General features: G+C 59.8%; 23 protein-coding genes. 14 read left to right on the forward strand and 9 right to left on the reverse strand.

What is annotated here, in order from left to right; translation table 11 throughout:
- Positions 1–31: 31 nt before the first annotated feature.
- From tpiA to BS627_RS05305, 3 genes are all read left to right on the forward strand, one after another.
- Positions 32–802: a triose-phosphate isomerase gene (gene tpiA, locus BS627_RS05295; protein ID WP_077982212.1), complete on the forward strand. Its 771-nt coding sequence runs from the start codon at positions 32–34 to the stop codon at positions 800–802.
- Between the two features lie 115 nt (positions 803–917).
- Positions 918–1373, forward strand: a complete 456-nt coding sequence (gene secG, locus BS627_RS05300) for a preprotein translocase subunit SecG (protein WP_003524802.1) — start codon at positions 918–920, stop codon at positions 1371–1373.
- Between the two features lie 152 nt (positions 1374–1525).
- Positions 1526–3163 carry a CTP synthase gene (locus BS627_RS05305; RefSeq protein WP_162520379.1) on the forward strand — a complete coding sequence of 546 codons (1638 nt, stop codon included), beginning with the start codon at positions 1526–1528 and terminating at the stop codon, positions 3161–3163.
- 261 nt (positions 3164–3424) lie between these two features.
- Here the strand turns inward: BS627_RS05305 and fumC are convergent, their stop codons facing one another.
- A complete protein-coding gene (fumC, locus tag BS627_RS05310) occupies positions 3425–4816 on the reverse strand; it encodes a class II fumarate hydratase (protein ID WP_077982214.1) in 1392 nt (463 codons plus the stop codon).
- A 465-nt stretch (positions 4817–5281) separates the two neighbouring features.
- Between fumC and BS627_RS05315 the strand changes: the two genes are divergently transcribed.
- Complete coding sequence (locus BS627_RS05315; RefSeq protein WP_202048179.1) at positions 5282–7177, forward strand: L,D-transpeptidase family protein; 1896 nt, start codon at positions 5282–5284, stop codon at positions 7175–7177.
- A gap of 213 nt (positions 7178–7390) precedes the next feature.
- Here BS627_RS05315 and BS627_RS05320 read toward each other — a convergent pair whose 3' ends face one another.
- A complete protein-coding gene (locus BS627_RS05320) occupies positions 7391–8092 on the reverse strand; it encodes an HAD family hydrolase (protein ID WP_077982215.1) in 702 nt (233 codons plus the stop codon).
- 188 nt (positions 8093–8280) lie between these two features.
- Here BS627_RS05320 and rpiA point away from each other — a divergent pair, with 188 nt between their 5' ends.
- The 4 genes from rpiA to BS627_RS05340 all read left to right on the forward strand — a co-directional run bounded on the left by rpiA (position 8281) and on the right by BS627_RS05340 (position 12724).
- On the forward strand, positions 8281–8976 hold the full coding sequence (gene rpiA, locus BS627_RS05325; RefSeq protein ID WP_077982216.1) for a ribose-5-phosphate isomerase RpiA: 696 nt from the start codon (positions 8281–8283) through the stop codon (positions 8974–8976).
- Between the two features lie 16 nt (positions 8977–8992).
- Positions 8993–9562 carry a DUF2059 domain-containing protein gene (locus BS627_RS05330; protein ID WP_077982217.1) on the forward strand — a complete coding sequence of 190 codons (570 nt, stop codon included), beginning with the start codon at positions 8993–8995 and terminating at the stop codon, positions 9560–9562.
- A 147-nt stretch (positions 9563–9709) separates the two neighbouring features.
- Positions 9710–11098 (forward strand): glutathione-disulfide reductase, encoded by a 1389-nt coding sequence (gene gor, locus BS627_RS05335; protein WP_077982218.1) that lies wholly within the window; start codon positions 9710–9712, stop codon positions 11096–11098.
- A 249-nt stretch (positions 11099–11347) separates the two neighbouring features.
- A complete protein-coding gene (locus tag BS627_RS05340) occupies positions 11348–12724 on the forward strand; it encodes a class II 3-deoxy-7-phosphoheptulonate synthase (protein WP_077982219.1) in 1377 nt (458 codons plus the stop codon).
- A gap of 74 nt (positions 12725–12798) precedes the next feature.
- Here the strand turns inward: BS627_RS05340 and BS627_RS05345 are convergent, their stop codons facing one another.
- The 6 genes from BS627_RS05345 to BS627_RS05370 form a co-directional block, all read right to left on the reverse strand.
- Positions 12799–14538 (reverse strand): TadG family pilus assembly protein, encoded by a 1740-nt coding sequence (locus BS627_RS05345; protein ID WP_077982220.1) that lies wholly within the window; start codon positions 14536–14538, stop codon positions 12799–12801.
- Between the two features lies 1 nt (position 14539).
- The gene (locus tag BS627_RS05350) at positions 14540–14962 is read right to left on the reverse strand and encodes a TadE/TadG family type IV pilus assembly protein (protein WP_077982221.1); all 423 of its coding nucleotides are present in this window, start codon (positions 14960–14962) and stop codon (positions 14540–14542) included.
- A gap of 137 nt (positions 14963–15099) precedes the next feature.
- Positions 15100–15933, reverse strand: a complete 834-nt coding sequence (radC, locus tag BS627_RS05355) for a RadC family protein (protein ID WP_077982222.1) — start codon at positions 15931–15933, stop codon at positions 15100–15102.
- A 14-nt stretch (positions 15934–15947) separates the two neighbouring features.
- Positions 15948–16787 carry a type I methionyl aminopeptidase gene (map, locus tag BS627_RS05360; RefSeq protein ID WP_173989629.1) on the reverse strand — a complete coding sequence of 280 codons (840 nt, stop codon included), beginning with the start codon at positions 16785–16787 and terminating at the stop codon, positions 15948–15950.
- Between the two features lie 31 nt (positions 16788–16818).
- Entirely contained in the window at positions 16819–17538 is a 720-nt protein-coding gene (gene sfsA / locus BS627_RS05365) for a DNA/RNA nuclease SfsA (RefSeq protein ID WP_077982224.1), read from the reverse strand.
- 137 nt (positions 17539–17675) lie between these two features.
- A complete protein-coding gene (locus tag BS627_RS05370) occupies positions 17676–19535 on the reverse strand; it encodes a PHA/PHB synthase family protein (RefSeq protein ID WP_077982225.1) in 1860 nt (619 codons plus the stop codon).
- A 137-nt stretch (positions 19536–19672) separates the two neighbouring features.
- On the opposite strand from BS627_RS05370, the gene BS627_RS05375 reads away from it, so the two are divergent.
- Positions 19673–20098 (forward strand): hypothetical protein, encoded by a 426-nt coding sequence (locus BS627_RS05375; RefSeq protein WP_244634914.1) that lies wholly within the window; start codon positions 19673–19675, stop codon positions 20096–20098.
- A 524-nt stretch (positions 20099–20622) separates the two neighbouring features.
- On the opposite strand, the gene fnrN is transcribed toward BS627_RS05375, so the two are convergent.
- Positions 20623–21348 carry a transcriptional regulator FnrN gene (gene fnrN, locus BS627_RS05385; protein ID WP_077982228.1) on the reverse strand — a complete coding sequence of 242 codons (726 nt, stop codon included), beginning with the start codon at positions 21346–21348 and terminating at the stop codon, positions 20623–20625.
- Between the two features lie 213 nt (positions 21349–21561).
- Here fnrN and hemN point away from each other — a divergent pair, with 213 nt between their 5' ends.
- The 5 genes from hemN to BS627_RS05415 all read left to right on the forward strand — a co-directional run bounded on the left by hemN (position 21562) and on the right by BS627_RS05415 (position 26577).
- A complete protein-coding gene (hemN, locus tag BS627_RS05390) occupies positions 21562–22911 on the forward strand; it encodes an oxygen-independent coproporphyrinogen III oxidase (protein ID WP_077982229.1) in 1350 nt (449 codons plus the stop codon).
- A 114-nt stretch (positions 22912–23025) separates the two neighbouring features.
- Entirely contained in the window at positions 23026–23310 is a 285-nt protein-coding gene (locus BS627_RS05395) for an acyl carrier protein (RefSeq protein ID WP_003495848.1), read from the forward strand.
- 85 nt (positions 23311–23395) lie between these two features.
- Positions 23396–23875, forward strand: a complete 480-nt coding sequence (locus tag BS627_RS05400) for a 3-hydroxyacyl-ACP dehydratase FabZ family protein (RefSeq protein WP_077982230.1) — start codon at positions 23396–23398, stop codon at positions 23873–23875.
- A gap of 209 nt (positions 23876–24084) precedes the next feature.
- Positions 24085–25281: a beta-ketoacyl-ACP synthase gene (locus tag BS627_RS05410; protein WP_077982231.1), complete on the forward strand. Its 1197-nt coding sequence runs from the start codon at positions 24085–24087 to the stop codon at positions 25279–25281.
- Between the two features lie 12 nt (positions 25282–25293).
- The gene (locus BS627_RS05415) at positions 25294–26577 is read left to right on the forward strand and encodes a beta-ketoacyl-ACP synthase (RefSeq protein WP_077982232.1); all 1284 of its coding nucleotides are present in this window, start codon (positions 25294–25296) and stop codon (positions 26575–26577) included.
- Positions 26578–26615: the final 38 nt, after the last annotated feature.

Raw genomic sequence — 26615 nt, forward strand, 5'->3', positions numbered from 1 at the left:
GGCGCTGCTAGACAAAGGGAATGGGATACGCATGACGCCGAATGTTCGACCGCTTGTAGCCGGAAACTGGAAGATGAACGGCACGCGTGCCTCGCTCGATCAGATCAAGGCCATGGCAGAGGGCGTCAAGGGCGCGCTTTCCCAGAAGGTGGATGCGCTGATCTGCCCGCCTTCGACCTTGCTTTATGTCGCCACCGCGCTCTGCGATGACAGCCCGCTGATGATCGGCGCTCAGGATTGCCACCAGAACGCCTCCGGCGCGCACACCGGCGATATTTCCGCTGAGATGATCGCCGACTGCTTCGGCACCCATGTCATCGTTGGTCATTCGGAGCGCCGCACCGACCATGCCGAGACCGATCATCTGGTGCGCGCCAAGGCATCCGCCGCCCATCAGGCCGATCTCATCGCAATCGTCTGCATCGGCGAAACGGCGGATGAGCGCAAGGCGGGTCAGACGCTCGATATTCTCAAGCGCCAGCTCGCCGGCTCCCTGCCGGATGAGGCGACGGCGGAAAATACCGTCATCGCCTATGAGCCCGTGTGGGCGATCGGCACGGGTCTGACACCCACCGTGGACGATGTGCGCGAGGCCCATGCCTTCATGCGCGACGAACTCGTCAAGCGCTTCGGCGACGCCGGCAAGACCATGCGCATCCTCTATGGCGGCTCGGTGAAGCCCGCCAATGCGCTGGAGTTGATGGGTGTTGAAAACGTCGACGGCGCGCTGATCGGCGGTGCGAGCTTGAAAGCCTCCGACTTCCTGTCCATCTATGCGGCATACGAGCAACTGACGGCTTGATCGGAGCTTTCCTGCGAGTGGAGCGGGAAAGGGGCTTGGAATAAGCCTTCGCCTCATGTAAAGAGCCGCGAAACCTTCTTTGTAGTGCTCCGCGCGGGGCATGGAATGGATTGTCATGCAGACCGTTTTGATTGTTATTCACCTCATGATCGTGCTGGCGCTTGTCGGCGTGGTCCTGATCCAGCGTTCCGAAGGCGGCGGCCTCGGTATCGGCGGCGGTTCGGGCTTCATGTCCGCGCGCGGAACGGCCAATGCGCTGACGCGCACCACGGCGATCCTTGCCGCGCTGTTCTTCGCGACCTCGCTCGGCCTCGGTCTCCTGACGCGCTACGAATCGCGCCCGACCGACATTCTGAACCGTATTCCGGCCACGCAGGGCCAGGGTAACGGCATTCTCGATACGCTCGGCCCGGCGACGACGCCGTCGACGCCCGCTCCGGCTGAGAATGGCGTTCCGACCAATGGTGCAGCCGCACCGGCTCAGACGACCCCGGCTCCGGCCGCTTCCGGCACGGCCGCGCCGGCCCCGGCGCAGCCAGCCGATCCGAACGCAGTTCCGACCGGTCAATAAGCCCGGTTATGATTTAACGCTCCGGCAGGCCAAAAGCCTGCCGGTTTTCTTTTGTTCGCATTCCGGCCTGTGACCCATCGCAAATTCGTCAACAGCGAATTTTCGAAAGCATGAAATTTGGGCTGGCGGAATCAGAGGTAAAAAGGTATCCGGTGAATCCCATGGCGCGATATGTATTCATCACAGGCGGCGTGGTCTCCTCTCTAGGCAAGGGCATCGCCGCGGCAGCACTCGGAGCTTTGTTGCAATCCCGTGGTTATCGGGTGCGGCTTCGCAAACTTGACCCCTATTTGAACGTCGATCCCGGCACCATGAGCCCGACACAGCACGGCGAAGTGTTCGTGACGGATGACGGTGCCGAGACGGACCTCGACCTTGGCCACTATGAACGCTTTACCGGGCGTTCAGCCACCAAGACCGACAACATCACGACCGGCCGCATCTACAAGAACATCATCGACAAGGAACGGCGCGGCGATTATCTCGGCGCGACCGTTCAGGTCATTCCGCATGTCACTAACGAGATCAAGGATTTCGTCACCGAAGGCAATGACGATTACGACTTCGTCATCTGCGAAATCGGCGGCACGGTGGGTGATATCGAGGCGATGCCGTTCATGGAGGCGATCCGTCAGCTCGGCAACGACCTGCCGCGCGGCACGGCGATCTATCTTCACCTGACGCTGATGCCCTATATTCCGGCAGCCGGCGAGCTGAAGACCAAGCCGACCCAGCATTCCGTCAAGGAGCTGCAGGCGCTCGGTATTCATCCCGACATCCTCTTGGTGCGCGCCGACCGGGAAATCCCGGAAGCCGAACGCCGCAAGCTTTCGCTATTCTGCAACGTGCGTCCTTCCGCCGTCATCCAGGCACTGGATGTGGCGAATATCTACGACGTTCCGATTGCCTACCACAAGGAAGGCCTCGATTCGGAAGTGCTGGCCGCTTTCGGCATCGAGCCGGCGCCGAAGCCGCGTCTGGAACAGTGGGAAGAGGTTTGCAACCGCATCCGCACGCCGGAAGGCGAAGTGACGATTGCGATTGTCGGCAAATATACCGGTCTCAAGGACGCGTATAAGTCGCTGATCGAGGCGCTGCATCACGGCGGCTTTGCGAACCGCGTCAAGGTCAAGCTTGAGTGGATCGAGTCGGAAGTCTTCGAAAAGGAAGATCCGACGCCCTATCTGGAAAAGGTCAACGGCATTCTGGTGCCGGGCGGTTTTGGCGAGCGCGGTTCGGAAGGCAAGATCATGGCGGCACAGTTCGCGCGTGAGCGCAACGTGCCCTATTTCGGCATCTGCTTTGGCATGCAGATGGCGGTCGTTGAAGCGGCCCGTCATCTGGCCGGCATCGAACATGCCTCCTCCACCGAATTCGGGCCGACGTCCGAGCCGGTCGTTGGTCTGATGACCGAATGGGTGAAGGGCAACGAGTTGGAGAAACGCTCCTCCAAGGGCGATCTCGGCGGCACGATGCGCCTCGGCGCCTACAAGGCGGCGCTGAAGAAAGACACCAAGATCGCTGAGATTTACGGCTCCACGGATATTTCCGAGCGCCACCGTCACCGCTATGAGGTGAATGTGGACTACAAGGACCGTCTGGAAGAATGCGGTCTCGTCTTCTCGGGCATGTCTCCTGATGGTGTCCTGCCGGAAACGGTGGAATATCCTGACCATCCGTGGTTCATCGGCGTTCAGTACCATCCGGAACTGAAGAGCCGTCCGCTCGACCCGCATCCGCTGTTCGCGAGCTTCGTGGAAGCGGCGGTAGAGCAGAGCCGGCTGGTTTGACGGTTTGAATGAGATGAAGAGGGCCGCTTTTGCGGCCCTTTTTTGTTGGGTGATACCTTCCCTCCGTCATCCTCGGGCTTGACCCGAGGATCCATCCCCGTCACAGCGCTTGAGACGTTAGTAGATCCTCGGGTCAAGCCCGAGGATGACGTCGAGTATGGGGGAAAGGCTTGTCAGCTGTGCGAGGTAGTGTCATGCGCTTACAGCAAACAAAAAACGGGCCCGAAGGCCCGTTCTGCATTCCATCAAAATCCAAACCGATTACTTCGGCCCGATCATGTTCTCCGGGCGCACATACTGGTCGAACTCCTCGTTGGTGAGGTATCCGCCGCCGACGGCCTCGTCGCGCAGCGTCGTGCCGTTCTTGTGCGCGGTCTTGGCGATCTTGGCGCAGATGTCGTAGCCGAGCTTGCCGTTCAGCGCCGTCACCAGCATCAGCGAGTTTTCGACGCCCTTTTTGATGTTGTCTTCGCGGGCCTCGATGCCGACGACGCAATTGTCGGTGAAGGAGACGGCGGCGTCGCCCAGAAGCTGGACCGACTGCAGGAAGTTGTAGGCCATCATCGGGTTATAGACGTTGAGCTCGAAGTGACCCTGCGAACCGGCGAAGGACAGTGCTGCATTGTTGCCGAAGATGTGGGCGCAAACCTGCGTCAGCGCTTCCGACTGGGTGGGGTTGACCTTGCCAGGCATGATCGACGAGCCGGGCTCGTTTTCCGGCAGCGAGAGTTCGCCGAGACCGGCGCGCGGGCCGGAGCCGAGGAAGCGGATGTCGTTGGCGATCTTGAAGAGCGCAGCCGCAGCCGCATTGATCGCGCCATGGGAGAAGACCATGGAATCATGCGAGGCGAGCGCTTCGAACTTGTTCGGGGCGGTGACGAAGGGCAGGCCGGTGATCTTGGAAATTTCCTCTGCGACCTTTTCGGCAAAACCAACCGGAGCATTGAGGCCCGTGCCGACGGCGGTGCCGCCTTGGGCGAGCTTGGAAAGCGCGGGCAGGGTGGTTTCGATGTTGGCGATGGCGGAGGCGACCTGCGCGGCGTAACCGGAGAATTCCTGGCCGAGCGTCAGCGGCGTTGCATCCTGCGTGTGGGTGCGGCCGATCTTGATGATCTTTTCGAACTGCTTGACCTTGGCTTCCAACGCCTTGTGCAGGTGCTTGAGGCTCGGCAGCAAGTGATGAACGATCTCTTCCACGCAGGCGATATGCATCGCAGTGGGGTAGGTGTCGTTCGAGGATTGGCTCATATTGACGTGGTCGTTGGGGTGCACGGGCTTCTTGCTGCCCATTTCGCCGCCGAGCATTTCGATTGCGCGGTTGGAAATCACCTCATTGGCGTTCATGTTGGACTGGGTGCCGGAGCCGGTCTGCCAGACGACGAGCGGAAAATGCTCGGTCAGCTTGCCGTCGATCACTTCCTGCGCGGCGGCGATGATGGCCTCACCGATCTTCGGGTCGAGGCCGGCAAGCGCCATATTGGCGCGGGCTGCGGCCTGCTTGACGATGCCGAGCGCGCGAACGACAGAGGCGGGCTGCTTTTCCCAGCCGATCTTGAAGTTGCCGAGCGAGCGCTGCGCCTGGGCGCCCCAATAGCGATCGGCCTGAACTTCAATGGGTCCAAATGTATCGGTTTCCGTCCGTGTGGCTGTCATCAATCTTGCCTTTTTTCCTCGTTTTCCTCCGCCAAAACGGCGCCTTCGCCCGCCTTGCGCGGCCGATATATAGAATCATCGCGCCGGCAATGAAAGCGCTGCAATGCGGCGCAGGCAGATATTTCCCGCCGCGCAAAAGCGATTTCGCCGTATGGCGCGGCGCGGGGCGAAAAAGGTGCCGGCGTGTCATTTTTACTACGACGCGAAATGGCCGGCGAACCGGGCTTTCCGGGGTGCCGTGATGAGCTGATGGGCAGGGCAAAGTGAATGAAATAAATAGAAATTTAACCATTCTCGCCAATTCTGGAAATTACGTTTTTATGGCTTTGGCTGTATTATAAGGTTCATTTCGGCACGGTTGTGGGCTTTTTCGCGTTTTCTTTTCAACTGGCCGTCTATCGGCTAGACAGGCATGAAACTGATGCCCGCCTTTTGCTGGCGGTGCTGGGTGCTACGAGGATCAAATTGCAAGTCACATCTGGAAAAACATCGGCAGCACTGGTGCTGGCTCTCGGTCTTTCCGTTTCCACCGCTCTTCCCGGCAGTGCCGGGGCGGTAACGCTGATGGACCTCCTGCGCGGTGGCCCCGGTAAGATCGCGCGGGATCGCGGCGAGTTGCCGCCGGCCGGCATCGTTACCTCACCCTCCGGATCGAGTGCGGGCCAAAGCGCCGATGCTTCCGATCCCGAGCCATTGCCGCGTGTTTCAGGCCCGCGCTATTACAACTACAAGGCGGATTCGGCCCGTGCGGTAAACACGGCGAATTTCGGTGAAGGCCTTGCCAATCTGAAGTTCAGCGCCACCCCTGAGATCGCCAAGGCACTGGAAGCCTATTACGGCGCCGGCGGCAAGACGCTGTGGGTTTCGGAAGGCGAGCTGACCGCGCGCGCCAACGCTGTCATCGCCTTTCTCGAGACGGTCGATGAAAGCGGCCTCGATCCGGCCGATTACAGCATTTCGCCACCGGCAAAGGATGTGACGGCCAGCATCACCAATGCTTCCGGCGCGGCTGCAACCGCTACGACGGTGGAGATGGCCTCGGCGCCCGTGTCCGACGCCTATCAGCGGGCCCAGATGCAGTTCGAGCTGGCGCTTTCCGCCAAGGTTCTGGCCTATGTTCAGGATACGACCCGCGGCCGTGTCGATCCGAACCGGCTTTCCGGCTATCACGATTTCAAGCGCAAGACGGTGAACCTCGCACCGGTGCTGAAGCTTGCCGGCCTGAGCCCCGATGTTGCCGCGTATCTGCGCAGCCGCGAACCGTCGAGCGCCGAATATCTGGCGCTGAAGGCTGAACTTGCGCGCCTGCGCGACGAGGGCGATGCAGCGCATGTCGTCCGCGTTCCTGCCGATCTATTGCTAAAGCCGGGCAATAGCAGCGCGGACATGGCCAATGTCGTCATGGCCATCGAACATCGCGCTTCGCCCGCCTTCAAGGCCGAGCATGCGGCAATCATTTCCGCTTACCAGCAAACGCCGGACTATACGCCCGATCTCGTCGATCTGGTGAAGGCGTTCCAGAGCGAAAACGGCCTGAAGCCGGACGGCGTTATCGGCCGCGCGACCGTGCGCGCCATGGTCGGCGAAAGCAATGACGCGAAGATCGCCAAGGTGCAGGTGGCCATGGAGCAGATCCGCTGGCTTCCGGCCGATCTCGGCCAACGCTATGTCTTCATCAACCAGCCGGCGTTCATGGCCTACTACCACAATGACGGCGTGGAACAGTTCGGTATGAAGGTGGTCGTCGGCTCCAAGGCCAACCAGACCTATTTCTTTCAGGACCAGATCCAGACTGTCGAGTTCAACCCCTATTGGGGTGTGCCGCAGTCGATCATCGTCAACGAGATGCTGCCGAAGCTGCGCCGCGATCCGTCCTATCTCGACCGGCTCGGTTACGAAGTGCAGGTGGGCGGCCGTGCGGTCTCTTCCACCAGCGTCAACTGGTATGGCTCCACCAACGCCGTTTCCGTGCGCCAGCCGCCGAGCAGCGACAATGCGTTGGGCGATCTGAAAATCCTGTTCCCCAATGCACATGCCATCTACATGCATGACACGCCTGCCAAGAGCTTCTTCAACCGCGACATGCGGGCGCTGAGCCACGGCTGTATCCGCCTCGTCGATCCGCGCCGCATGGCCGCCGCCGTTCTTGGCACCAGCGTCGACAAGGTCGGCGAGCAGATCGCGTCGGGCAAGAACCGCGCCGTTCAGGTGCCGGAGAAGATTCCGGTCTACGTGGCCTATTTCACCGCGTGGCCGGACAAGGACGGCAAGGTGCAGTTCTTTGACGATGTCTATGATCGTGACAGTTATGTGCAGAAGGCCTTTGCCGTGACGACGAAGGCGCGGGCTGCGTCGATCTGATGGAAATATCACCGAGAGAAAAAGCGCAGGCGACGGTGCTCAATTCTCTCTTCCGTCATGCTCGGGCTTGTCCCGAGCATCTGCAATGCCTCAATTTATAGGACGCAATTAGATCCTCGGCACAAGGCCGAGGATGACGTCGAGGGTGAGGGGGGCATCATCCTCATTCAGCGCTGTCTGCTTTTATGTCGTCCGGTTTCTCCTGCCGCTCCCTCAAGCCGCCGCTGCCCCCTTGGCGACCAGCTTTTCAAAGAGCGCTGGTGTCAGAGCTGCGAAATCGTCGATCACGACATCCGGTTCGAGCTCGGCCATCGGCACGTCCGTGTAGCCGAAGGTAACACCGATGGAGGGGATACTGGCGTTCCTAGCGGCCAGGATGTCGTTGATGCTGTCGCCGACCATGATCGTGCGCTTAGGGTCGCCGCCGGCTCTTTCGATGGTGCCCAGGATATGGCGCGCGTCTGGCTTTCGGAATTCGAAACTGTCGCCACAGGTAAGCGCGGCAAAGTACTTCATAAGATCAAGTTCTTCGAGCAGCGGACGGGCGAGAACTTCGGTCTTGTTGGTGCAGACGGCAAGCGTGATGCCGGCTTGCGAGAGTGCGTCCAGCGTCTCGACAATGCCCGGATAGGGGCGGCTTTTTCCGGGTATCTCTGCGCGGTAATGCTCTATCAGCCGTTCGTAGAGCGGTTCCAGTCCTGCCTCCGGCAGTTCCTTTTCCCGCAGAGCGAAGGCGCGTTTGATCGTTACGCGTGCACCCTGGCCGACGAGATGAGTGATGTCCTCATAAGTGACCGGCGCAAGCCCTGCGATGGCAATCGTGTGGTTGAGGCTGGCAATAAGATCGGCGGCGGTGTCGACCAGCGTACCGTCGAGATCGAAAATGGCGAGCGGGGAGAGCGGGCGGGGTGTCAAGGAAACGACCTCTTGGGGAACGCGGGGCTGAACTTTTTATTCTTTCATTGGGGTCAAGCCTAGGCAAATGGACCTGTCTTTGCAAGCACACGACAACGTTCTGTTCGTTGACTTGAAAAAGGCTTTCGTTTGGCTTTCGACCCGTGTAAACAGCACGGCGACGATAAAGCTACCGGAGTTTCAGGCACATGGATGCCCGCCAGATGAAGATCAAGGCCGCCGAGGCCGCATTGTCCCATGTACAGGATGGGATGCGGCTCGGTATCGGCACGGGCTCGACGGCCGAGGAATTCGTCAGGCTTTTGGCCGAGAAGGTCGCGGCAGGGCTCAAGGTCGAGGGCGTGCCGACATCCGAGCGCACCGCGCGCCTGTGCGTCGAGCTTGGCGTGCCGCTGAAATCGCTGGATGAATTGCCGGAACTGGATTTGACCATCGACGGTGCGGATGAGGTCGATCATGCGCTGCGCCTCGTCAAGGGCGGCGGCGGCGCGCTTCTGCGCGAAAAGATCGTTGCGGCGGCATCCGCCCGCATGATTGTGATCGCCGACCAGAGCAAGGTGGTGGAGACGCTGGGCGCTTTTCCGCTTCCCATCGAAATCAACCCTTTCGGCCAGGTGGCGACGCGTATCGCCATCGAAAAACTGGCGTCGCGTTCCGGGCTTTCCGGCACGCTTGCGCTGCGCTCTTCCGGCGACGGCGCCTTCATGACCGATGGCGGGCACCTTATCCTCGACGCATCTTTTGGCCGTATTCCTGATGCAGAAGCGCTAGCACGCGAGCTGAACACGATTCCCGGCGTCGTCGAGCACGGACTTTTCATAAATTTGGCATCGCTTGCCATTATCGCGGGTCCTGAAGGCGCCCGCGTGATGCAGGCAGTATAACAGGAGCGAGATTTTCATGGTCAAACTAGCGGGACTGGGCAAAGCTGCCGCTGCTTCGATCCTCATTTCCGGCATCGCGTTCGGTACTGCCGCACGCGCCCAGGAAATTTCTGAAGCGCATATCGCCGCCGCACGGCAGGCGATCACTTCTCTTGGCGTTACCGACCGTTTCGATGACATTCTGCCGGGTCTGGCGGAGCGTCTGAAGGCCGAACTCATTCAGGCTTCGCCGAACGTTCAGGATGCGATCACCGAGACTGTTGACGCGAAGGCTCTCGAGCTTGCGCCGCGCCGCGCCGATCTGGAGCGCGAAGCAGCGCTCACCTATGCGCGCGCCTTCACCGTTGAAGAGCTGAACGCCATTTCCACCTTCTACAGCAGCGAAGCCGGCAAGAAGCTCCTGAAGGACGGCCCGATCGCCACGCGCGAACTGATGAAGGCCGCCGATATCTGGGCCGCCGGCATCAACCGCGACCTCAACGCTTCCAGCATGTCGGAACTGCAGAAGGTTGCCGGCGCCGATCTGAAGCCGCTTCCGGCCGATCAGAACGCCACGGGCGGCGCTCCGGCGGCTCCCAAGCCCTGATTGGGTGAACGGACAATTCAGAAATATTCAAAGCCCGGCCGCAAGACCGGGCTTTTCATTTGTGCGTCGCAGCACCTATATGTGCCGTGAATGCGCCGCCGCCCGTCTCGAGGCTGAGGACGGCGGTTTTGATCAGGGGTTTTGACTATGACAGCTTATGACTACGATCTTTTCGTCATCGGTGGCGGTTCCGGCGGCGTGCGCAGCGGCCGCGTGGCGGCCTCGCTCGGCAAGCGCGTGGCGATCGCCGAGGAATATCGCTATGGCGGAACCTGCGTCATCCGCGGCTGCGTGCCGAAGAAGCTGTTCGTTTATGCCTCGCAATTTCCGGAGCATTTCGAGGACTCGGAAGGATTTGGCTGGAGCGTCGGCGAGCGCAGCTTCGACTGGAAGAAGCTGATCGCTGCCAAGGACAAGGAAATCACCCGTCTCGAGGGGCTCTACCGCAAGGGTCTGGAAAACGCCAAGGCCGATATTTTCGACAGCCGGGCGGAATTGGTCGACGCCCATACCGTGAAGCTGACAAAAACCGGCGAGACCTTCACCGCCGAGCGTATCGTGATCGCTGTCGGCGGCACGCCGAACGAGCACAAGGCGCTGCCTGGCCATGAGCTGACGATCTCCTCCAACGAGGCCTTCGATCTGGAAGAACTGCCGAAATCGATCCTGATTGCCGGCGGCGGTTATATCGCTGTCGAATTCGCCAATATCTTCCATGGGCTCGGCGTTGAAACGACACTGATTTACCGCGGCAAGGAAATCCTCTCGCGGTTCGATCACGACATGCGCAAGGGTCTGCATGAGGCGATGGAGGCCAAGGGCATCCGCATCATTCTCGAAGACATCATCGAGGAAGTCAGCAAGGATGGTGCGGGCGGTTTCGTGGCGCGCACCAAACAGGGTAGCTCGCTGCATGTCGGTCTGGTGATGCTGGCGCTCGGCCGCGATCCGAACACCAAGGGCCTCGGTCTCGAAAACGCCGGTGTGAAGCTGGATGCGCGGGGCGCGATCATCGTTGATGATTACTCGCGCACCAACGTGCCTGGTATCTTCGCGCTGGGCGACGTCACCGACCGGGTACAACTGACGCCGGTGGCGATCCACGAGGCCATGTGCTTCATCGAGACCGAATACAAGAACAACCCAACGAAGCCGGATCACGAGCTGATCGCAACGGCGGTGTTCTCGCAGCCGGAGATTGGCACCGTCGGTCTTTCGGAAGAGGAAGCGGGCAAGAAATATCCGGAACTGGAAGTTTATCGCGCACAGTTCCGGCCGATGAAGGCGACGTTGTCCGGCCGTCAGGAAAAGACGATCATGAAGCTGATCGTCAATGCTAGCGACCGTAAAGTCGTCGGCGCGCATATTCTCGGCCATGAGGCGGGAGAGATGGCGCAGCTTCTCGGCATCACGCTGAAAGCCGGCTGCACCAAGGATGATTTCGACCGTACCATGGCGGTTCATCCGACAGCGTCCGAGGAACTGGTGACGATGTATTCGCCGAGCTACCGCGTGGTGAATGGCGAGCGTGTTTAACGTCGGTACAGGCGCGATATAATCGCCGCCCCCATCAGCCTGCCGCCCTTTGAAAGCGAAGTTTTCGAATGGCGGCGGGGTTGTTAAATCGTTTGAATTGACTTTTGTACGTCTGGAACGCCCAAAACGGGCAGAATGAGCCTGTTAGCTCAGGGATCGGCTATGCAAAGCCGATGCTTGGAGCTATAAGCCGCTCAATTTTTCGAGGCGGCCGCGCGACGTCGCGCGGGCGAAAAAAGGGTTAAGAACATGGCACAGAATTGGACCCCCGGCAGCTGGCGGCAGAAACCGATCCAGCAGGTTCCCGAATATCCGGATGCGGCAGCGCTTGCGGCAACGGAAGCCACGCTTGCGACTTACCCGCCGTTGGTGTTTGCCGGCGAAGCCCGCCGCCTGAAGAAACAGCTCGCCAATGTGGCCGAAGGCAACGCCTTTCTGCTGCAGGGCGGCGATTGCGCTGAAAGCTTCCTCGAGCACGGTGCAGACAACATCCGCGACTTCTTCCGCGCGTTCCTGCAGATGGCCGTCGTGCTGACCTATGGCGCGCAGCTGCCCGTCGTGAAGGTCGGCCGCATTGCCGGTCAGTTCGCCAAGCCGCGCTCTTCCAACGTGGAAGTGCAGGATGGCGTTTCCCTGCCGTCCTACCGCGGTGACATCATCAACGGTATCGAATTCAACGAAGCCTCGCGCATTCCGAGCCCGGAGCGCCAGCTCGACGCCTATCGCCAGTCCGCTGCGACGCTGAACCTGCTGCGCGCTTTCGCGATGGGCGGTTATGCCAATCTCGAAAACGTTCACCAGTGGATGCTCGGCTTCATCAAGGACAGCCCGCAGGCGGATCGTTACCGCAAACTGGCCGACCGGATTTCCGAAACCATGGATTTCATGAAGGCGATCGGCATTAGCGCTGACAGCAATCCGAGCCTGCGCGAGACCGACTTCTTCACCAGCCATGAAGCGCTGCTTCTCGGTTACGAAGAGGCGCTTACCCGCGTCGATTCAACGTCCGGCGACTGGTACGCGACCTCTGGACACATGCTTTGGATCGGTGACCGCACGCGTCAGCTCGACCATGCGCATGTGGAATATTTCCGCGGCATCAAGAACCCGATTGGTCTGAAATGCGGTCCGTCGCTGACGCCTGACAATCTGATCGAACTGATCGACGCGCTGAACCCGGCGAACGAGGCCGGCCGCCTGACGCTGATTTGCCGTTTCGGCCATGACAAGGTGGCGGACAGCCTGCCGAAGCTCATCCGTGCTGTCGAGAAGGAAGGCCGGAAGGTCGTGTGGTCCTGCGATCCGATGCATGGCAACACGATCACGCTCAATCACTACAAGACGCGTCCGTTCGAGCGGATCCTTTCGGAAGTCGAAAGCTTCTTCCAGATTCACCGCGCCGAAGGCACGCATCCGGGCGGCATCCACATCGAGATGACCGGCAAGGACGTGACGGAATGCACCGGTGGCGCGCGCGCCGTGACGGCGGATTCGCTGTCCGACCGTTACCACACCCATTGCGACCCGCGCCTCAACGCCGATCAGGCGCTGGAACTGGCATTCCTGCTATCCGAGCGCATGAAGAGCGGCCGCGACGAGAAGCGTCTGGCGATTGCCAACGCCTGATCCAGGCAATGAGCACATAAAACAAAAAAGCCGCCGGGAGACCATCCGGCGGCTTTTTCGTGCGTGGTGCCAGATTACTGAACCAACGCGGGCTGCTGGCAGCGGACATCGGTCACCCGGACATCCGCTTCGCCGATCTTGACGCCGAGAACCAGAAGCACATTGTAGAGCAGTTGATCGACCGGCGCTGTGACCGTCGCCAGCGTGTTGGCCAGCGCCGACTGGATGACCGCGAGGCCCCCCAGATCAAGGTTGATGAAAAAAAGCCTGATATCGAGGTTGAGGTTCTTCAACAGCGAACTGACCAGCGTCGTGACGGTGTCTTTGGTCGAGACGCTCTTGATCTTGGCCTGTGTAATATCCGACTGGGTGAAGGTTAGCTTCGTCTTTGTCATATTGGTGGCATTGATGAGGGCGCTGCCGTTAATGGCAAGCAGTGCCGAATCCACGATGGCTGCCTTGGTCACGCGCGGATCCCTGCCGAAATTGGCAAAGGCCGAGGTATCGACATTGCCGAGTGCGATTTCCGCAACGCCGGGAACGACTTCCACGTCCACCGTGCCCTGTCCGCCGCCGGTGCAGCGGATATCGGCGAGCCGTGCTTCTGCATGGGCGACTTCCACATAAAGCGGGAGGTTGACCTTGAGGCCGGCAATGGCCTGCAGGCCATCGACCACGACATTGACCGCAAGCCGGGTCTGCGCGGTGCGCACGATGGTGCCCTGACCACCGACGGCGAGCGATGGCGTTTCGACGGGCGGTTCACCGATGGCAAGCGTTGCCTTGACCGAGGCGAGGCCGAGAAGATTGGCGTTGAGATTAAGGCCCAGTTGGTTGCCGCCATTGCCCGCTACGGCGGCGGCGTTGATGAGATCGAAGACGCCGGCGGTGACCTTGAGGTTTTCACCCGTGCCGATCAGCTTGTCGGAGAACGGGCCGAGATTGAGGATTTCTTCGAGCTTGATCTTGACGTTGCTCTTGTTGACCGCTTTTTGCAGCGTATTCAAAATGTTGACGACCGCCGGCTGCAGGCCGGAGGTTTTCGTCAGCACGTCGAGGAATTTGCCGTAGCTGATTTCCGTCTGCAACACATCCTTATAGGTGCCGGCGGTGAGGTTGAGATCGATGGCCAGCGCCTCAACGATCTTCAGCGCATTGACATCGGCGGCGAGAAGCGCCTGGTAATCCATGACCTTCAACGACACCGTGGTGCCGAGAAGGCCGCCGAGCAGGCTGTTGAGAATTCCCTCATCAAGGCTCGCCAGCCGCGATCCCACTGAAAATGCCGCGATCTTCTGCGCTGAGGCCGTTCCGACCGCCGAAACCTTCGGGGGCGTGGTGAAGGCGGAAGCGAAGAATATCTGCCCCTGTTCGACGATGTTCACCTTGATCGCATTGGTGGGCAGGGCATTGTCAACGAAACGCTGGCCGACAGGGACTGTCGCATCCGGCTCGTAGTGCCCCTTGATGACTTCGGCATAACCCTTGCTGTTGGCGAATTCATTCTGGGGATCGAAGGGTTGCAGGCCCTTTTCGGTCAAAAGACCCTTGTCGGTCTTGACGCCGAGATCCATGCCGTTGAGGGCGAAATATTGCTGGACCGCCTTTTCGGCGTCCGTGGCGTTGGCTGCCGCCGAGATGGCGGCGAGATCGGCGGTTTGCTGCAATTGCCGTTTCTGCAATGTCAGATAACCGTAATCGACACCGAGCGCCAATATGCCAATGAAAAGCGGTGCGGTGAGCCCCGCCGAAATGGCGATATTGCCCGTTCTATCTTTCAGGAAGCGCGGAAGCAGGGAATGAATATCTCGCATGTCATACTCCTCCGATCCGGATGGTGGAAAAACGCCGGATGACCGGTTCGGGCAGGGTGTAGCTGTAGAGGCTCCAGATCGGCAGATCGCGGGCGTCATATTCAACCTTCACCGTAAACTGGTTGGCATTGGCGGGATCGGTGGCGACATCGACGGTGAAGCGGCTCTTGTCCATGAAGGCGTAACTGAGGTCGCTTTTTGTGACGAAATCCCGGGCAAGCTGCTGGCGCTCGGTCGTATTGAGGCCGGCAACCGCCGTCCGCGCCGCGTCGGCGGCGATCTGCTGCACCGAATAGGCCGCCATAAGATAAATGCCATAGGCGATCATGGTGAGCAGGACGAGAAAGAATATCGGTGCGACGATGGCGAACTCGACAGCAGACGAGCCAGATCTATCGCGAAAGAAACGCACTCCATTAAACATAAAGCACCCCCGTTCCTTTTGGCATCAAGGTTCGATGCCTTGATTTATTATTTTCGGAAATGCTAATTTATAGATGTTAATTTTGTGTTGATGTCGCCTCTATGGGTTGCAGCTCGCGTTAAACTTTCGCGTTTTCTTCAGATCAACCGAAGGCCTTTGAAGCTGGCGTGACCGTCCTTGCCGATGATGATGTGGTCGTGGACGGTGATGCCGAGCGGCTTTGCCGTATCGACGATGGTCTTGGTCATCTCGATATCCGCGCGCGAAGGGGTCGGGTCTCCGCTTGGGTGATTATGTATTAAAATCAAAGCAGTAGATGAAAGCTCAAGGGCGCGGCGCACCACTTCGCGCGGGTAGACTGGTGTATGATCCACGGTTCCTTGACCCTGCACCTCATCGGCGATCAGGACGTTGCGCTTGTCGAGGAACAGGACGCGGAACTGTTCGCGCGTTTCATGGGCCATGGCGGCGTGGCAATAATCGATGACCGAGGACCAGGAGCTAAGCACCTGCTTGTTGCGGATCTCGCTTTTCAGCATACGCTGGGAAACGGAGGCGATGAGCTTCAGATCGAGCGCCACGGTTTCGCCCACGCCCTTCACCTCCTGCAACAACGGCAAGGGCGCGCCGAGCACGCCGCCAAGCGTTCCGAAACGGGCGATCAGGGCCTTGGCAATGGGTTTGGTATCGCGCCTCGGGATCAGCCGGAAGAGAAGAAGCTCCAGCAATTCGTAATCGGCAAGGGCTGTGTCACCGCCATCGCGATAACGCGCGCGCAGCCGCTCGCGATGTCCGTGATAGTGGGCGGCATCGGTTTCTTGTTCGACGATGGCTACCGGCCTTTTCGCGCCGCTTCGCGGTTCGGCAAAAAAGCCGCGCTCATCCGTCTCGCCGAACAGATCGCCTTCGCCCGCCTGAAAGCCGGGAGTTTTGGAAAGATCGGCGGAAGGCGGGGCGGGGCGTTTTGCCATGGGCGGGTCTGGCCTTATGCGGGGGGAAGCGGCGGCAAGCCCGGACGATCAAAACCACCCGGTGACAGCGTGAAGATTTCGCAGCCGGTGGCCGTGACGCCGACGGCATGTTCATATTGCGCGGAGAGGGAGCGGTCACGCGTCACCGCGGTCCAGCCGTCCGAAAGCACCTTCACATGCGGTTTGCCGAGATTGATCATCGGCTCGATGGTGAAGATCATGCCTTCGCGGATTTCCGGCCCTTCTTCCGGCTGGCCGTAATGCAGGATGTTGGGCGTATCGTGGAACAGGCGTCCGACGCCATGGCCGCAGAAATCACGCACGACAGAGCAGCGTTCCGCTTCCGCATAGGCCTGGATGGCCGCGCCGATGGCGCCGGTGCGCGCACCGGGCTTTACAGCCGCGATACCGCGCATCAGGCATTCATAGGTCACTTCCATCAGGCGTTCTGCCGCACGCTTGATCTGGCCGACCGGATACATGCGGCTCGAATCGCCATGCCAGCCATCAAGCACATAGGTCACGTCGATATTGACGATGTCGCCCTCACGCAGCGGCTTTTCGTCAGGAATACCGTGGCAGACGACGTGGTTGATCGAGGTGCAGACGGACTTCGTATAACCGCGATAATTCAGCGTCGCCGGCAGCGCACCGTGGTCGGCGCCGAATTCGAAGACGAAACGGTCGATGGCGTCGGTCGTCACACCCGGCTTGACGATGGCCGCCAGTTCATCGAGGCAGCGGGCCGTCAACTGGCACGCCTTGCGCATCCCGTCGAAATCCTCAGGCGTATAGAGGCGGATGACGCCGGTATTCTTGAGGGGGGCGGAGGCTGCGTCGATATAGGTGACCATCATAGTGCTTTCTGTGTCTTTACGTTCCTGTTCATAAAACAGCCGGACGCCATTCGTCCATCTTAACCGTTCCGCTGACCGAAATTTGTGAGGGCGAGACCGTGCATTTCACCGCATAGGCCTCCACGCCGCGCACTATTGCCCGCTGAAACGCCAGCGCATAAACGGGATCGAGATCGTCGCAGATGCGCATCCGGTCGCAATCGTCGCGCTGGATGAGATAGAGCATCACCGAACGGTAACCTGCTTCCGCCGCGTCACCCAGCTCGTCCAGGTGCTTGGCACCGCGTTTAGTGGCGGTATCGGGAAATTCGGCGAGGCCTTGCTCGCGCATGAAATGCACGTTCTTGACTTCCACATAGGCATCCGGCCGGCCGGGTTCGGATAGGAGAAAATCGATGCGGGAATTGCGGCCGTATTTCTGTTCGCGCCGGATCGTCGAATAGCCGGCAAGTTCGGGGATTCGGCCGTTCAGGATCGCCTCTTCCGTCAGCCGGTTCGGCATGCCGGTATTGATGCCGACCGTAGTGCCATCGGCCTCGACCATTTCCAGCATGTGCCGGTACTTGCGCGTGGGGCTGTCATGTTCGGACAGCCATATGCGGGAGCCCGGTGTCGTCAGCCCGCGCATGGAGCCGGTATTGGGGCAGGAGCCGGTGATCGCCGTGCCGTCTTCCAGAACGGCATCGAAGAGGAAACGCTTATAGCGGGAGATCAACGTTGCGGGAATAAGCGGGGGTGTGAAGAACATGATGCCTTGAAGATAAGCGTGTGTGTTTGCGGGGTCTTTTATCCCTCATCCCTGTGCTTGTTACAGGAATGAGGATGAGGTGAACGCCAGGGGAAGACACCTTTCTGTCGTGTGTGGTCATCTTTTTCACCGTCATCCTACGAAAGGACGTAGGTTCCCGGCGCATCGCCGAGCACGGGCCGCTTGCCGTCCCCCGGTTTTCGCGCCTTCACCCTTTCGGCATTCTGGTTTTCGATCCAGTTCTGCCAGTGGACCCACCAGGAGCCCTTATGGGCGGTGGCGGCGGCCTGCCAGGCGTCGAAGTCTCCGGCCGGTGATGGGCCTGTCCAATATTGGTACTTTTCAAGCTGCGGCGGATTGATAACGCCTGCGATATGGCCGGATGCGCCGAGCACGAATTCGACCGGCCCGCCGAACAGCGCGGCCCCCGTGAAAACCGATTTCGCCGGCGCGATATGGTCGTCGCGGGTGGCGAGATCATAAACCGGGATTTTGATATCGCCGAGATTGATCCGCTTGCCGGCGACCCGCATCAGCCCACGGGCGAGATTGTTCTCGAGATAACAATTGCGCAGATAAAACGAGTGGCTGGCGGCGGTCACCCGGGTCGAATCGGAGTTCCAGTAGAGCAGATCGAAGGGCAGGGGCTCGGCGCCGCGCAGGTAGTTATCGACCACATAGGGCCAAATGAGATCGGAGGCGCGCAGCATGTTGAAGACCGTGGCCATGATCGAGCCATCGAGATAACCGACCGCCTGCATGTGCTTGTCCAGCGCCGCCAGCTGGCCTTCATCGATGAAGACCTTGAGATCGCCGGCATGGATGAAATCGGTCTGGGCGGCGAGCAGCGTGGCGCTGCGGATACGCTCATTGCCCTGCTGCGCATGCAGCGCCAGCGCTGAGGATAACAGCGTGCCGCCGACGCAATAACCGATGGCGTTGATGTCCTTTTCACCGGTCCGCTCCTCAATCGTGTCGAGCGCGAAATCGATACCTTCCCTGATGTAGTCGTCCCAGCCCTTGTCGGCGAGGCGCGCATCCGGGTTGATCCAGGAGACCATGAAGACGCTGTGGCCCTGTTCAAGGCACCAGCCGACGAAGGATTTCTGCGGATTGAGATCGAGAATGTAGAATTTGTTGATCCAGGGCGGGACGATCAGCAGCGGCCGCTTGAAGACCTTTTCCGTTGTCGGGGCATAATGGATGATTTCGCAGAGCGGGCTTTTTGCCACCACCTTGCCTGGTGTGACGGCGATATTCTGGCCGATGACAAATTTGCTGTAGTCGGTCTGGCGCAGTTTCAGGTGACCGTTGCCGGCCGCGACATCCTCGGCCAGTTGCGCCATGCCCTTGACGAGGTTGGCACCGCTGGAGGCGACCGTTTCGCGGAAGACCTGCGGATTGGTGAAGACGAAATTGGCGGGCGAAAGCGCCTCCGTCACCTGCCGCATGTAAAACAGCGCCTTGGTGCGGGTATGCTCATCCAGCCCATCGGCTTCCGTCACCATCCGGTCGGCGAAACCGACCGTGGTCTGGTAGGCTTTCAGCAGGAAATCGAAGAACGGATTCGTCTGCCAGTCGGCATCGGCAAAACGCTTGCTTCTGCGTTGTGCAGGCCCGCTTTCGGCCACATTTTCCGGGGGCGAATCGGCGTCGCCGGAAAATTGCGCCAGCGATTTCGTCCACAGATCGTAGTAGCTGGAGAGAAGATGGGTCTGCGCCTCCAGTGACCGCTTCGGTTCGGCCATCCAATATTCGGCGACATCGGACAGCGTCTTGACCAGATCGGTCACAGGATCGGCGCTGGTTTGGGGGATGTCACCGCGTTCGCGCGGCGCCAGCCATTCTGAGGCGGCTTTGCCAAGATTTTCGAGCGCACGGGCGATGTTGATCGCGAAGGTTTCCGGGTCGCGGATCAGGTAGGCCTCGGCGGAACTGGCGTCGAAGCCGGGCGTTTTGCCGCCCTTTTTCTCACCGCCGCCGTCAACACCTGCCATGCACGATCCTCCGCCAAATTTGTGTTTGCACATTCTGCATGAAAACGAATACAAGTTCCACCAGCAAGGGGAGGCGCAAAGGGCCGAACCGCAGTCGAATTCGATATCGGCGATATCCTTACAGGCGGAACATGACGATGGGCAAGCACATGGGGACATGGGGAACATATGCGGAAAATGCGGCAAGAATCGCTGTTCTTTCGCTCTCCGGCGTAATGCTCGCCGCCACGCTTGCCGCCTGCAAGGCTCCGGAGCCGATCGTCGCGCCCGCCCATATGCGCCGCCCGACGGCCGAAATCGTCGGCCCGCGCCCGGTCAGCGACACGGCGGTCAGCCAGAAGCGCAACACCGGCACCTATCCCACTTTCGCCCAGCCGCTGACGGCCGCCGGCACCCAGATGGGTGAGGATGAGGCCTCCACCATGGAAGCAAACCTCTCGCGTCTCGGCGCGGCGCGGAAAAACGGGCAGATTTCCGAAGCTGAATATAATCGCCGGGTTGCCGAATTGCGGGCGCTCGCCGAAAACCAGAAGCCGGTTGCGACACCTGCCGCTTCGCAGTGAGATCATGCCGGGCATTTGACGCGGTTCGCTAGACTGCGCTTTAACGTCTTCACATCCCCCCAATGGAACGAACGATCGCCGCTTGTTTCTTCTCCCCGCCGGGGAAAAGGTCGCGGCAGCGGGATGAAGGGGCGAGGGTAGTGATAACCCGCGAGCTTGCCCCCTCATCCGACCCTTCGGGCCACCTTCTCCCCGGCGGGGAGAAGAAACTTGTGGCGATGCCGAGCCTTCCGTAAAGACATTAGACGGCGCGCGCCGTCCGGCAATCATAACCCCTTCTTTACCCTGCCTTTGAACTATCCGCTTACCCAAGATCTTAAGCGGATGGATGCGGTTTGCCGCTTATGATGCAGCCATAACAAACAGGCCGCTTAAAAAAAGCGGGGCACGGGGTGAAATATCATGAAATGCATCGCCGCTTTGCTGGTTCTTGCCGGTTTTGCGCTCGCACCCGCTCAGGCGCGGGCACCGGACATCAATTTCGGAACACCTGTGCTTCAGGGCCGGTGAGAGGACGAATTCCGTCAGTCGTTGCCCGCGGCTTCGCTCAGCGCGTTGAGATGAGGCACGGTGATATGCCGATTGTTCTCGATACGGATAATGCCTTCCTTGCGCAGCTTGGTCATTTGGCGGCTAACTGTTTCGATGGTGAGGCCAAGGAAATCGGCGATATCGGCGCGTGAGAGCGGCAGGTCGAAGCAGGATTTGTCGTCGTTTTCCGGGTCGATATGGGTGGCGATCAAATAAAGGAAGCTGGCAACCTTTTCCTGCGCCGATTTGCGCCCGAGCGTCAGCATCCAGTCGCGCGCCTCGTCCAGTTCCTTCAGGGACTGGTTGTGGAGCTTGCGTTCCATATCGGGCACTTCGGAAACCATGCGGTCGACGACGCGGCGCGGGAAGAGACAAATCTCCACATCGGTTGCGGCTTCCGCCGTCATCTTGCTTTCCGCCATGAACGGGCGGCCGAGAAAGTCCGGTGCAAATTGCAGGCCGACGATCTGCTGGCGGCCATCCGACATCATTTTCGACAGCTTCACCACGCCGTTCAAAATATTGCCGTAGGAGGTGACGAGTTCGCCCTGACCGAGAAGCTCATTGCCCGCTTCAAGTTTCTTGCGGCTGGAATGGCGGTTCAGTTCGCAAAGCTGTTGCGGCGTCAGGCTGCTGCAAAGCCCGCCATGGCGCGCCTCGCAGGAGCGACAAACGACAGGTTCTTCCGAATTGTGGATGGTCTTCTGCAGCGTGTCCATAAGCCTTTTCCAATGCTGGCTTTTTCAGGACGATTGCGACCGTAGGTGTCAAATCCGGTCTCATGCAAGGCTTTCGCCACGTAGCCGTCGCCCCCGCGTCTACTTTAGCAAGAACTTACGGCGCAATTTGATTGAAGTCAAAGTTGCAAACTGTCGCAGCCGCTACTGAGAGAGAGGAAATCGACATTTTCTTGATAAAAGGCAAATCGGGCGATGAATACCGAACTTCTTCACAAATATTCGGGTGCAGTGCCGCGTTACACGAGCTATCCGACCGCGCCGCATTTCCACGAGGGAATCGATAATTGCATCTATCGCCGCTGGCTTGGCGCGCTCGGTCACAGGAATCGCCTGTCGCTTTATCTGCATATTCCCTATTGCGACCGGCTGTGCTGGTTCTGCGCCTGCCACACCAAGCACACGCTGAAATACGAGCCGATTGCCGTTTATCTTGAAGCACTTAAACAGGAAATCGAAGCCGTCGGCGCGCTGGTTTCGCCGGATGCGGTGGTGAGTGCCGTGCATTTCGGCGGCGGCTCGCCCACCATGCTGAAGCCGGAGGACATAAAGAGCCTGATGGACTGTCTGCGGCGTCATTTCACTTTCGGGCTCGCACCTGAAATCAGCGTCGAGATGGACCCCAACGATCTGGACGACAGCCGCTATGATGCGCTTGCCGCCATCGGCATGTCGCGGGCAAGCCTCGGCGTGCAGGACTTCGATGACAAAGTGCAAAAAACCATCAACCGCATCCAGTCTTTCGAACAGACGAAATCCGTCGTTGATGCGGTGCGGGCGAGGGGTGTTCACTCCGTCAATTGCGACATTCTTTATGGGTTGCCGTTCCAGACCTGCGAGACGCTGAAGAAGACCGTGGACCAGATCGTCTCGCTCGATCCCGACCGGGTGGCGCTTTTCGGTTATGCCCATGTGCCGTGGATGAAAAAACACCAGTCGCTGATCCCCGAACACGCGCTGCCCGACATTGCCGAGCGTTATCGTCAGATGACGATGGCGGGCGAAATGCTGAGGCAGGCCGGATACGGCGAGATCGGGATCGATCATTTCGCCAAGCCGGCGGACACCTTATGCCAGGCCGCCGAAGCGGGTGCGCTGCGCCGGAATTTCCAGGGCTATACGACCGACACGGCCGATGCGCTGATCGGGCTTGGTGCATCATCAATCGGTCGGTTGCCGCAGGGCTATGTGCAGAACATGGTGGCGACGGGCGAATATCAGCGCATGGTGGGCGAGGGCGGCCTTGCCGTCGTGAAGGGTATAGAGTTATCGCGGGATGATCATCTGCGCTCGCATGTCATTGAGCGGCTGATGTGCGATTTTTCTGTCGATCTTTCGGACTTGCAGCATCGTTTCGGCAAGGTGAGCCATTCCGTGAGGGATCAGGCGCAACAGTTTGCCGCAGGCGACAGGGATGGCGTGGTGCGTCTGCATGCGAATGTTTTTGCCGTGACAGAGGTTGGAAAGCCGTTCGTGCGTAACATCGCGGCAATCTTCGACACCTATCTCGGTAACGGACGCGGTCGTCATTCGGTTGCTGTTTAGGCAACAGTTTTGGGGCAAATTTCAAAGTTAGGTCACGAAACCATTGGCTTTTTTGTGCGACTTGCCTATGTGGTGCGTCAGAAAGAATAATTCATACGAACGACAATAAGGATTATGGGCGTGACAGCTACATTCGACAAGGTTGCCGACATTATCGCCGAAACCAGCGAAATCGACCGCGAAACCATTACGCCGGAGAGCCACACGATCGACGATCTGGGCATCGACAGCCTCGACTTTCTTGATATCGTTTTCGCCATCGACAAGGAATTCGGCATCAAGATTCCGCTCGAGCAGTGGACACAGGAAGTCAACGAAGGCAAGGTTTCCACCGAAGAATATTTCGTGCTGAAGAACCTCTGCGCCAAGATCGACGAATTGCGCGCAGCCAAGGGCTGAGACGACAATGCCCGCGTCAAGCGGGCATTTCTTTTTAAAGCTCGCCGTCATGGCGGGTTAAACCGACCAGAGACGGGCCGGACGGATGCTGCTTGAATATTTTCAGATGATCGACAGGGTCGAAGCCGTGGACATGGCGACGCGCACATTGAAGGCGCGGTCCGTCGTTCCCGACAAGAGCCCTGTTTTCGAAGGCCACTTTCCCGGCATGCCGCTGGTTCCGGGTGTGCTCTTGATCGAGACGATGGCGCAGGCCTCCGGCATGATGGTTCTGGCATTTTCCGATTTCGCGTCCATGCCGTTCCTGATGTCGGTCGATGGCGCCAAGATGCGCACCTTCGTGGAGCCGGGCGCTGTTCTCGATATCGAGGCGGTGCTGGAGCATGACGGTTCCGGTTTTGCCGTTACCAAGGCCAAGATCACCTCTGCCGGCAAGAAGGTCTGCGATGCCCAGCTGAAACTGCGCACCATGCCGTTCAGCGAAATTCCGCTTGGGCCTGTCGTCAAGAAGCGGGCCGAAGAAGTCGGCCTGATGGCGGCGATTACCGCGGATGCGCAGAAATAAGCGCTCCCGCCCGTTTCAAAAGGGGAGCGTTTTTCCCGTCGGCCCGGTTTTGACACATGAAAATCGTGAGCTCGCGACGGTGGATCGGGCCTTCACCATTGCCAATCCGCATCGCGCGCTTTATTCCGCAACGCATGAAGTGGTTGTTCGCAACCGCTGTGGATAGCCGTGACCGTTTCGGCGGAGCCGGCTGCAAAGGATGACAGACGATGAAATCTGACAATGATGTGGTGATAACAGGGGTCGGCATCGTGACCTGTCACGGCGTTGGCAGCCAGGCGCATGTGGCGCTTCTTTCTGGAGCCGCCGCGCCGGCGACGATTGTCGAGACCGAAAAATTCAAGCCCTATCCGGTCCATCCCATGCCGGAGATCGACTGGTCGGCGCAGATCGCCAAGCGCGGCGACCAGCGCCAGATGGAAAACTGGCAGCGTCTCGGCGTTTTTGCCGCCGGTCTCGCACTCGACGATGCCGGTCTGAAGGAAAATGCCGAAGCCTGCGCCACCATGGACATGATCGTTGCCGCCGGTGGCGGCGAGCGCGACATCAATGTCGATACGCTGATCGTCGATGAGGCGCTGAAGCGCAATGACCGAGAAAAGCTGCTGAACGAGAAGCTAACGACGGAACTGCGGCCAACGCTGTTTCTCGCCCAGCTTTCCAACCTGATGGCCGGCAATATCTCCATCGTGCACAAGGTTACCGGGTCTTCCCGCACCTTCATGGGCGAAGAGGCGGCCGGCATTTCCGCCGTCGAAACCGCGTTTCACCGCATCCGCTCCGGCGAATCGAGCCACGCCCTTGTCGGCGGCGCCTTCTCGGCCGAACGTCCCGACATGATCCTGCTGTTCGAAGCCATCGGCGCGCATGCGCAGGGTGGCTGGCAGCCGCTTTGGTCGCGTGGCGACCAGGACGGCGGCGGCATGATTTCCGGTTCGCTCGGCTCCTTCCTCGTGCTGGAATCGCGCAAGCATGCCAGCGAGCGTGGCGCGCGCATCTATGCCCGCATCGACGCCATTGAGGGCGACCGCGGCAGCCGCGATGACGGCAAGATGGAAAAGCGCATGGAGCGGCTGCTTGCTCCCGCCAAGGACAGTGCGGCAACCGTCGTGTTTTCCGGCGCGAGCGGTTATGACGGCGTGACGGCCCGCGAGAAGGACATTCTCGACAAGGTGCTGCCAAATTCGGTCATTCGTGGTTTCGGCGGTGTCACCGGTCATGGACTTGAGGCACAGTTTCCACTCGGGCTCGCTCTGGCGGCGCTGACGCTTGAAAGCGGTGCGAAGGTTCCTACCTTCGATGCGGCTGCGGAAAAGCCAATGGGCGAGGTGGCCACCGAGGCCGTTGTCACCACCGTTGGCCATGTGCGCGGCGAAGGTGTCGCCGTTCTGTCCCGCGACGTTTGAGGAGAAAAGACCATGGCTTCCAACTTCAGGGATCATCTCGGTCGTCCCATCGTCGCTGTCACCGGCATGGGTATTATCACCTCGCTCGGGCAGGGGCTTGCCGATAACTGGGCGGCGTTGACATCGGGCAAATCGGGCATTCACAAGATCACCCGTTTTCCGACGGAGGGGCTGTCGACCCGCATCAGCGGCACGGTGGATTTCATCGATATCCCGGTTCCGAATTCCGTCGAGCGTTCTTATGCCTTTGCGCGCGAAACCACCATCGAGGCGCTGGCGCAGGCCGGTATCTCCGGTGATTTCAATGGGCCGCTGTTTCTCGCAGCGCCGCCGATCGAGCCGGAGTGGAGCGCCCGTTTCGAGCTTGCCGACCGGTCTCCGCCGGCCGCCCAGCCGGGTGACGCCTATGAACGGTTCCTGACGGCGTTCCGCCAGCGTCCCGACCCGGCATTCCAGGAAGCTGCCCTGTTCGGCGCGATTTCCGAGCGACTCTCCGACCGCTTTGGCACGCGCGGCCTGCCGGTCACGCTTTCCACCGCCTGCGCATCCGGCGCGACCGCGATCCAGCTCGGCGTCGAGGCGATCCGTCAGGGTCGCACCGAACGGGCGCTGACGGTTGCGACTGACGGTTCCGTCAGTGCCGAGGCGCTGATCCGCTTCTCGCTGCTGTCTGCGCTTTCGACCCAGAACGAGCCGCCGGAAAAGGCCTCCAAGCCATTCAGCAAGGACCGCGACGGTTTCGTGATTGCCGAAGGTGCGGCAACGCTTGTGCTGGAATCGCTCGAAGCCGCCGTCGCCCGTGGCGCCAAGGTTCTCGGCATCATCAAGGGTGCCGGTGAAAAAGCTGACAGCTTCCACCGCACACGCTCTTCGCCCGATGGCGGCCCGGCGATTGCGACGATCCGTGCGGCACTGGCCGATGCGGGCGTGGCCGAAAGCGATATAGGTTACATCAATGCCCACGGCACCTCGACGCCTGAGAACGACAAGATGGAATACGGTTCGATGCTGGCCGTCTTCGGTGAAGGCCTGAAGAACATTCCGCTGTCCTCCAACAAGTCGATGATCGGTCATACGCTCACCGCCGCAGGTGCTGTTGAAGCCGTGTTCTCACTGCAGACCATGCTGACGGGCACGCTGCCGCCGACGATCAACTACAACAATCCCGATCCAACCATCACGCTCGATGTGGTGCCGAATGTGAAGCGGGATGCTGAGGTGGGTGCGGTTCTGTCCAACTCCTTCGGGTTTGGCGGGCAGAACGCAAGCCTTGTCATGACGCGCGAACCGGCTTAACCGGTTCCGTTACAACAGGGGCGTTTCCGAATGACTTG

Origin of the sequence: Agrobacterium salinitolerans, from assembly GCF_002008225.1 — a bacterium.
Taxonomy (GTDB): Bacteria; Pseudomonadota; Alphaproteobacteria; order Rhizobiales; family Rhizobiaceae; genus Agrobacterium; species Agrobacterium salinitolerans.

What these genes read in the sequence shown, in the direction of transcription:
- tpiA (WP_077982212.1), top strand. Translation starts at nt 32, where the DNA reads ATGACGCCGAATGTTCGACCGCTTGTAGCCGGAAACTGGAAGATGAAC.
- secG (WP_003524802.1), top strand. Translation starts at nt 918, where the DNA reads ATGCAGACCGTTTTGATTGTTATTCACCTCATGATCGTGCTGGCGCTT.
- fumC (WP_077982214.1), bottom strand. Translation starts at nt 4,816, where the DNA reads ATGACAGCCACACGGACGGAAACCGATACATTTGGACCCATTGAAGTT.
- rpiA (WP_077982216.1), top strand. Translation starts at nt 8,281, where the DNA reads ATGGATGCCCGCCAGATGAAGATCAAGGCCGCCGAGGCCGCATTGTCC.
- BS627_RS05330 (WP_077982217.1), top strand. Translation starts at nt 8,993, where the DNA reads ATGGTCAAACTAGCGGGACTGGGCAAAGCTGCCGCTGCTTCGATCCTC.
- gor (WP_077982218.1), top strand. Translation starts at nt 9,710, where the DNA reads ATGACAGCTTATGACTACGATCTTTTCGTCATCGGTGGCGGTTCCGGC.
- BS627_RS05340 (WP_077982219.1), top strand. Translation starts at nt 11,348, where the DNA reads ATGGCACAGAATTGGACCCCCGGCAGCTGGCGGCAGAAACCGATCCAG.
- BS627_RS05345 (WP_077982220.1), bottom strand. Translation starts at nt 14,538, where the DNA reads ATGCGAGATATTCATTCCCTGCTTCCGCGCTTCCTGAAAGATAGAACG.
- BS627_RS05350 (WP_077982221.1), bottom strand. Translation starts at nt 14,962, where the DNA reads ATGTTTAATGGAGTGCGTTTCTTTCGCGATAGATCTGGCTCGTCTGCT.
- radC (WP_077982222.1), bottom strand. Translation starts at nt 15,933, where the DNA reads ATGGCAAAACGCCCCGCCCCGCCTTCCGCCGATCTTTCCAAAACTCCC.
- map (WP_173989629.1), bottom strand. Translation starts at nt 16,787, where the DNA reads ATGGTCACCTATATCGACGCAGCCTCCGCCCCCCTCAAGAATACCGGC.
- sfsA (WP_077982224.1), bottom strand. Translation starts at nt 17,538, where the DNA reads ATGTTCTTCACACCCCCGCTTATTCCCGCAACGTTGATCTCCCGCTAT.
- BS627_RS05370 (WP_077982225.1), bottom strand. Translation starts at nt 19,535, where the DNA reads ATGGCAGGTGTTGACGGCGGCGGTGAGAAAAAGGGCGGCAAAACGCCC.
- BS627_RS05375 (WP_244634914.1), top strand. Translation starts at nt 19,673, where the DNA reads ATGGGCAAGCACATGGGGACATGGGGAACATATGCGGAAAATGCGGCA.
- fnrN (WP_077982228.1), bottom strand. Translation starts at nt 21,348, where the DNA reads ATGGACACGCTGCAGAAGACCATCCACAATTCGGAAGAACCTGTCGTT.
- hemN (WP_077982229.1), top strand. Translation starts at nt 21,562, where the DNA reads ATGAATACCGAACTTCTTCACAAATATTCGGGTGCAGTGCCGCGTTAC.
- BS627_RS05395 (WP_003495848.1), top strand. Translation starts at nt 23,026, where the DNA reads ATGGGCGTGACAGCTACATTCGACAAGGTTGCCGACATTATCGCCGAA.
- BS627_RS05400 (WP_077982230.1), top strand. Translation starts at nt 23,396, where the DNA reads ATGCTGCTTGAATATTTTCAGATGATCGACAGGGTCGAAGCCGTGGAC.
- BS627_RS05410 (WP_077982231.1), top strand. Translation starts at nt 24,085, where the DNA reads ATGAAATCTGACAATGATGTGGTGATAACAGGGGTCGGCATCGTGACC.
- BS627_RS05415 (WP_077982232.1), top strand. Translation starts at nt 25,294, where the DNA reads ATGGCTTCCAACTTCAGGGATCATCTCGGTCGTCCCATCGTCGCTGTC.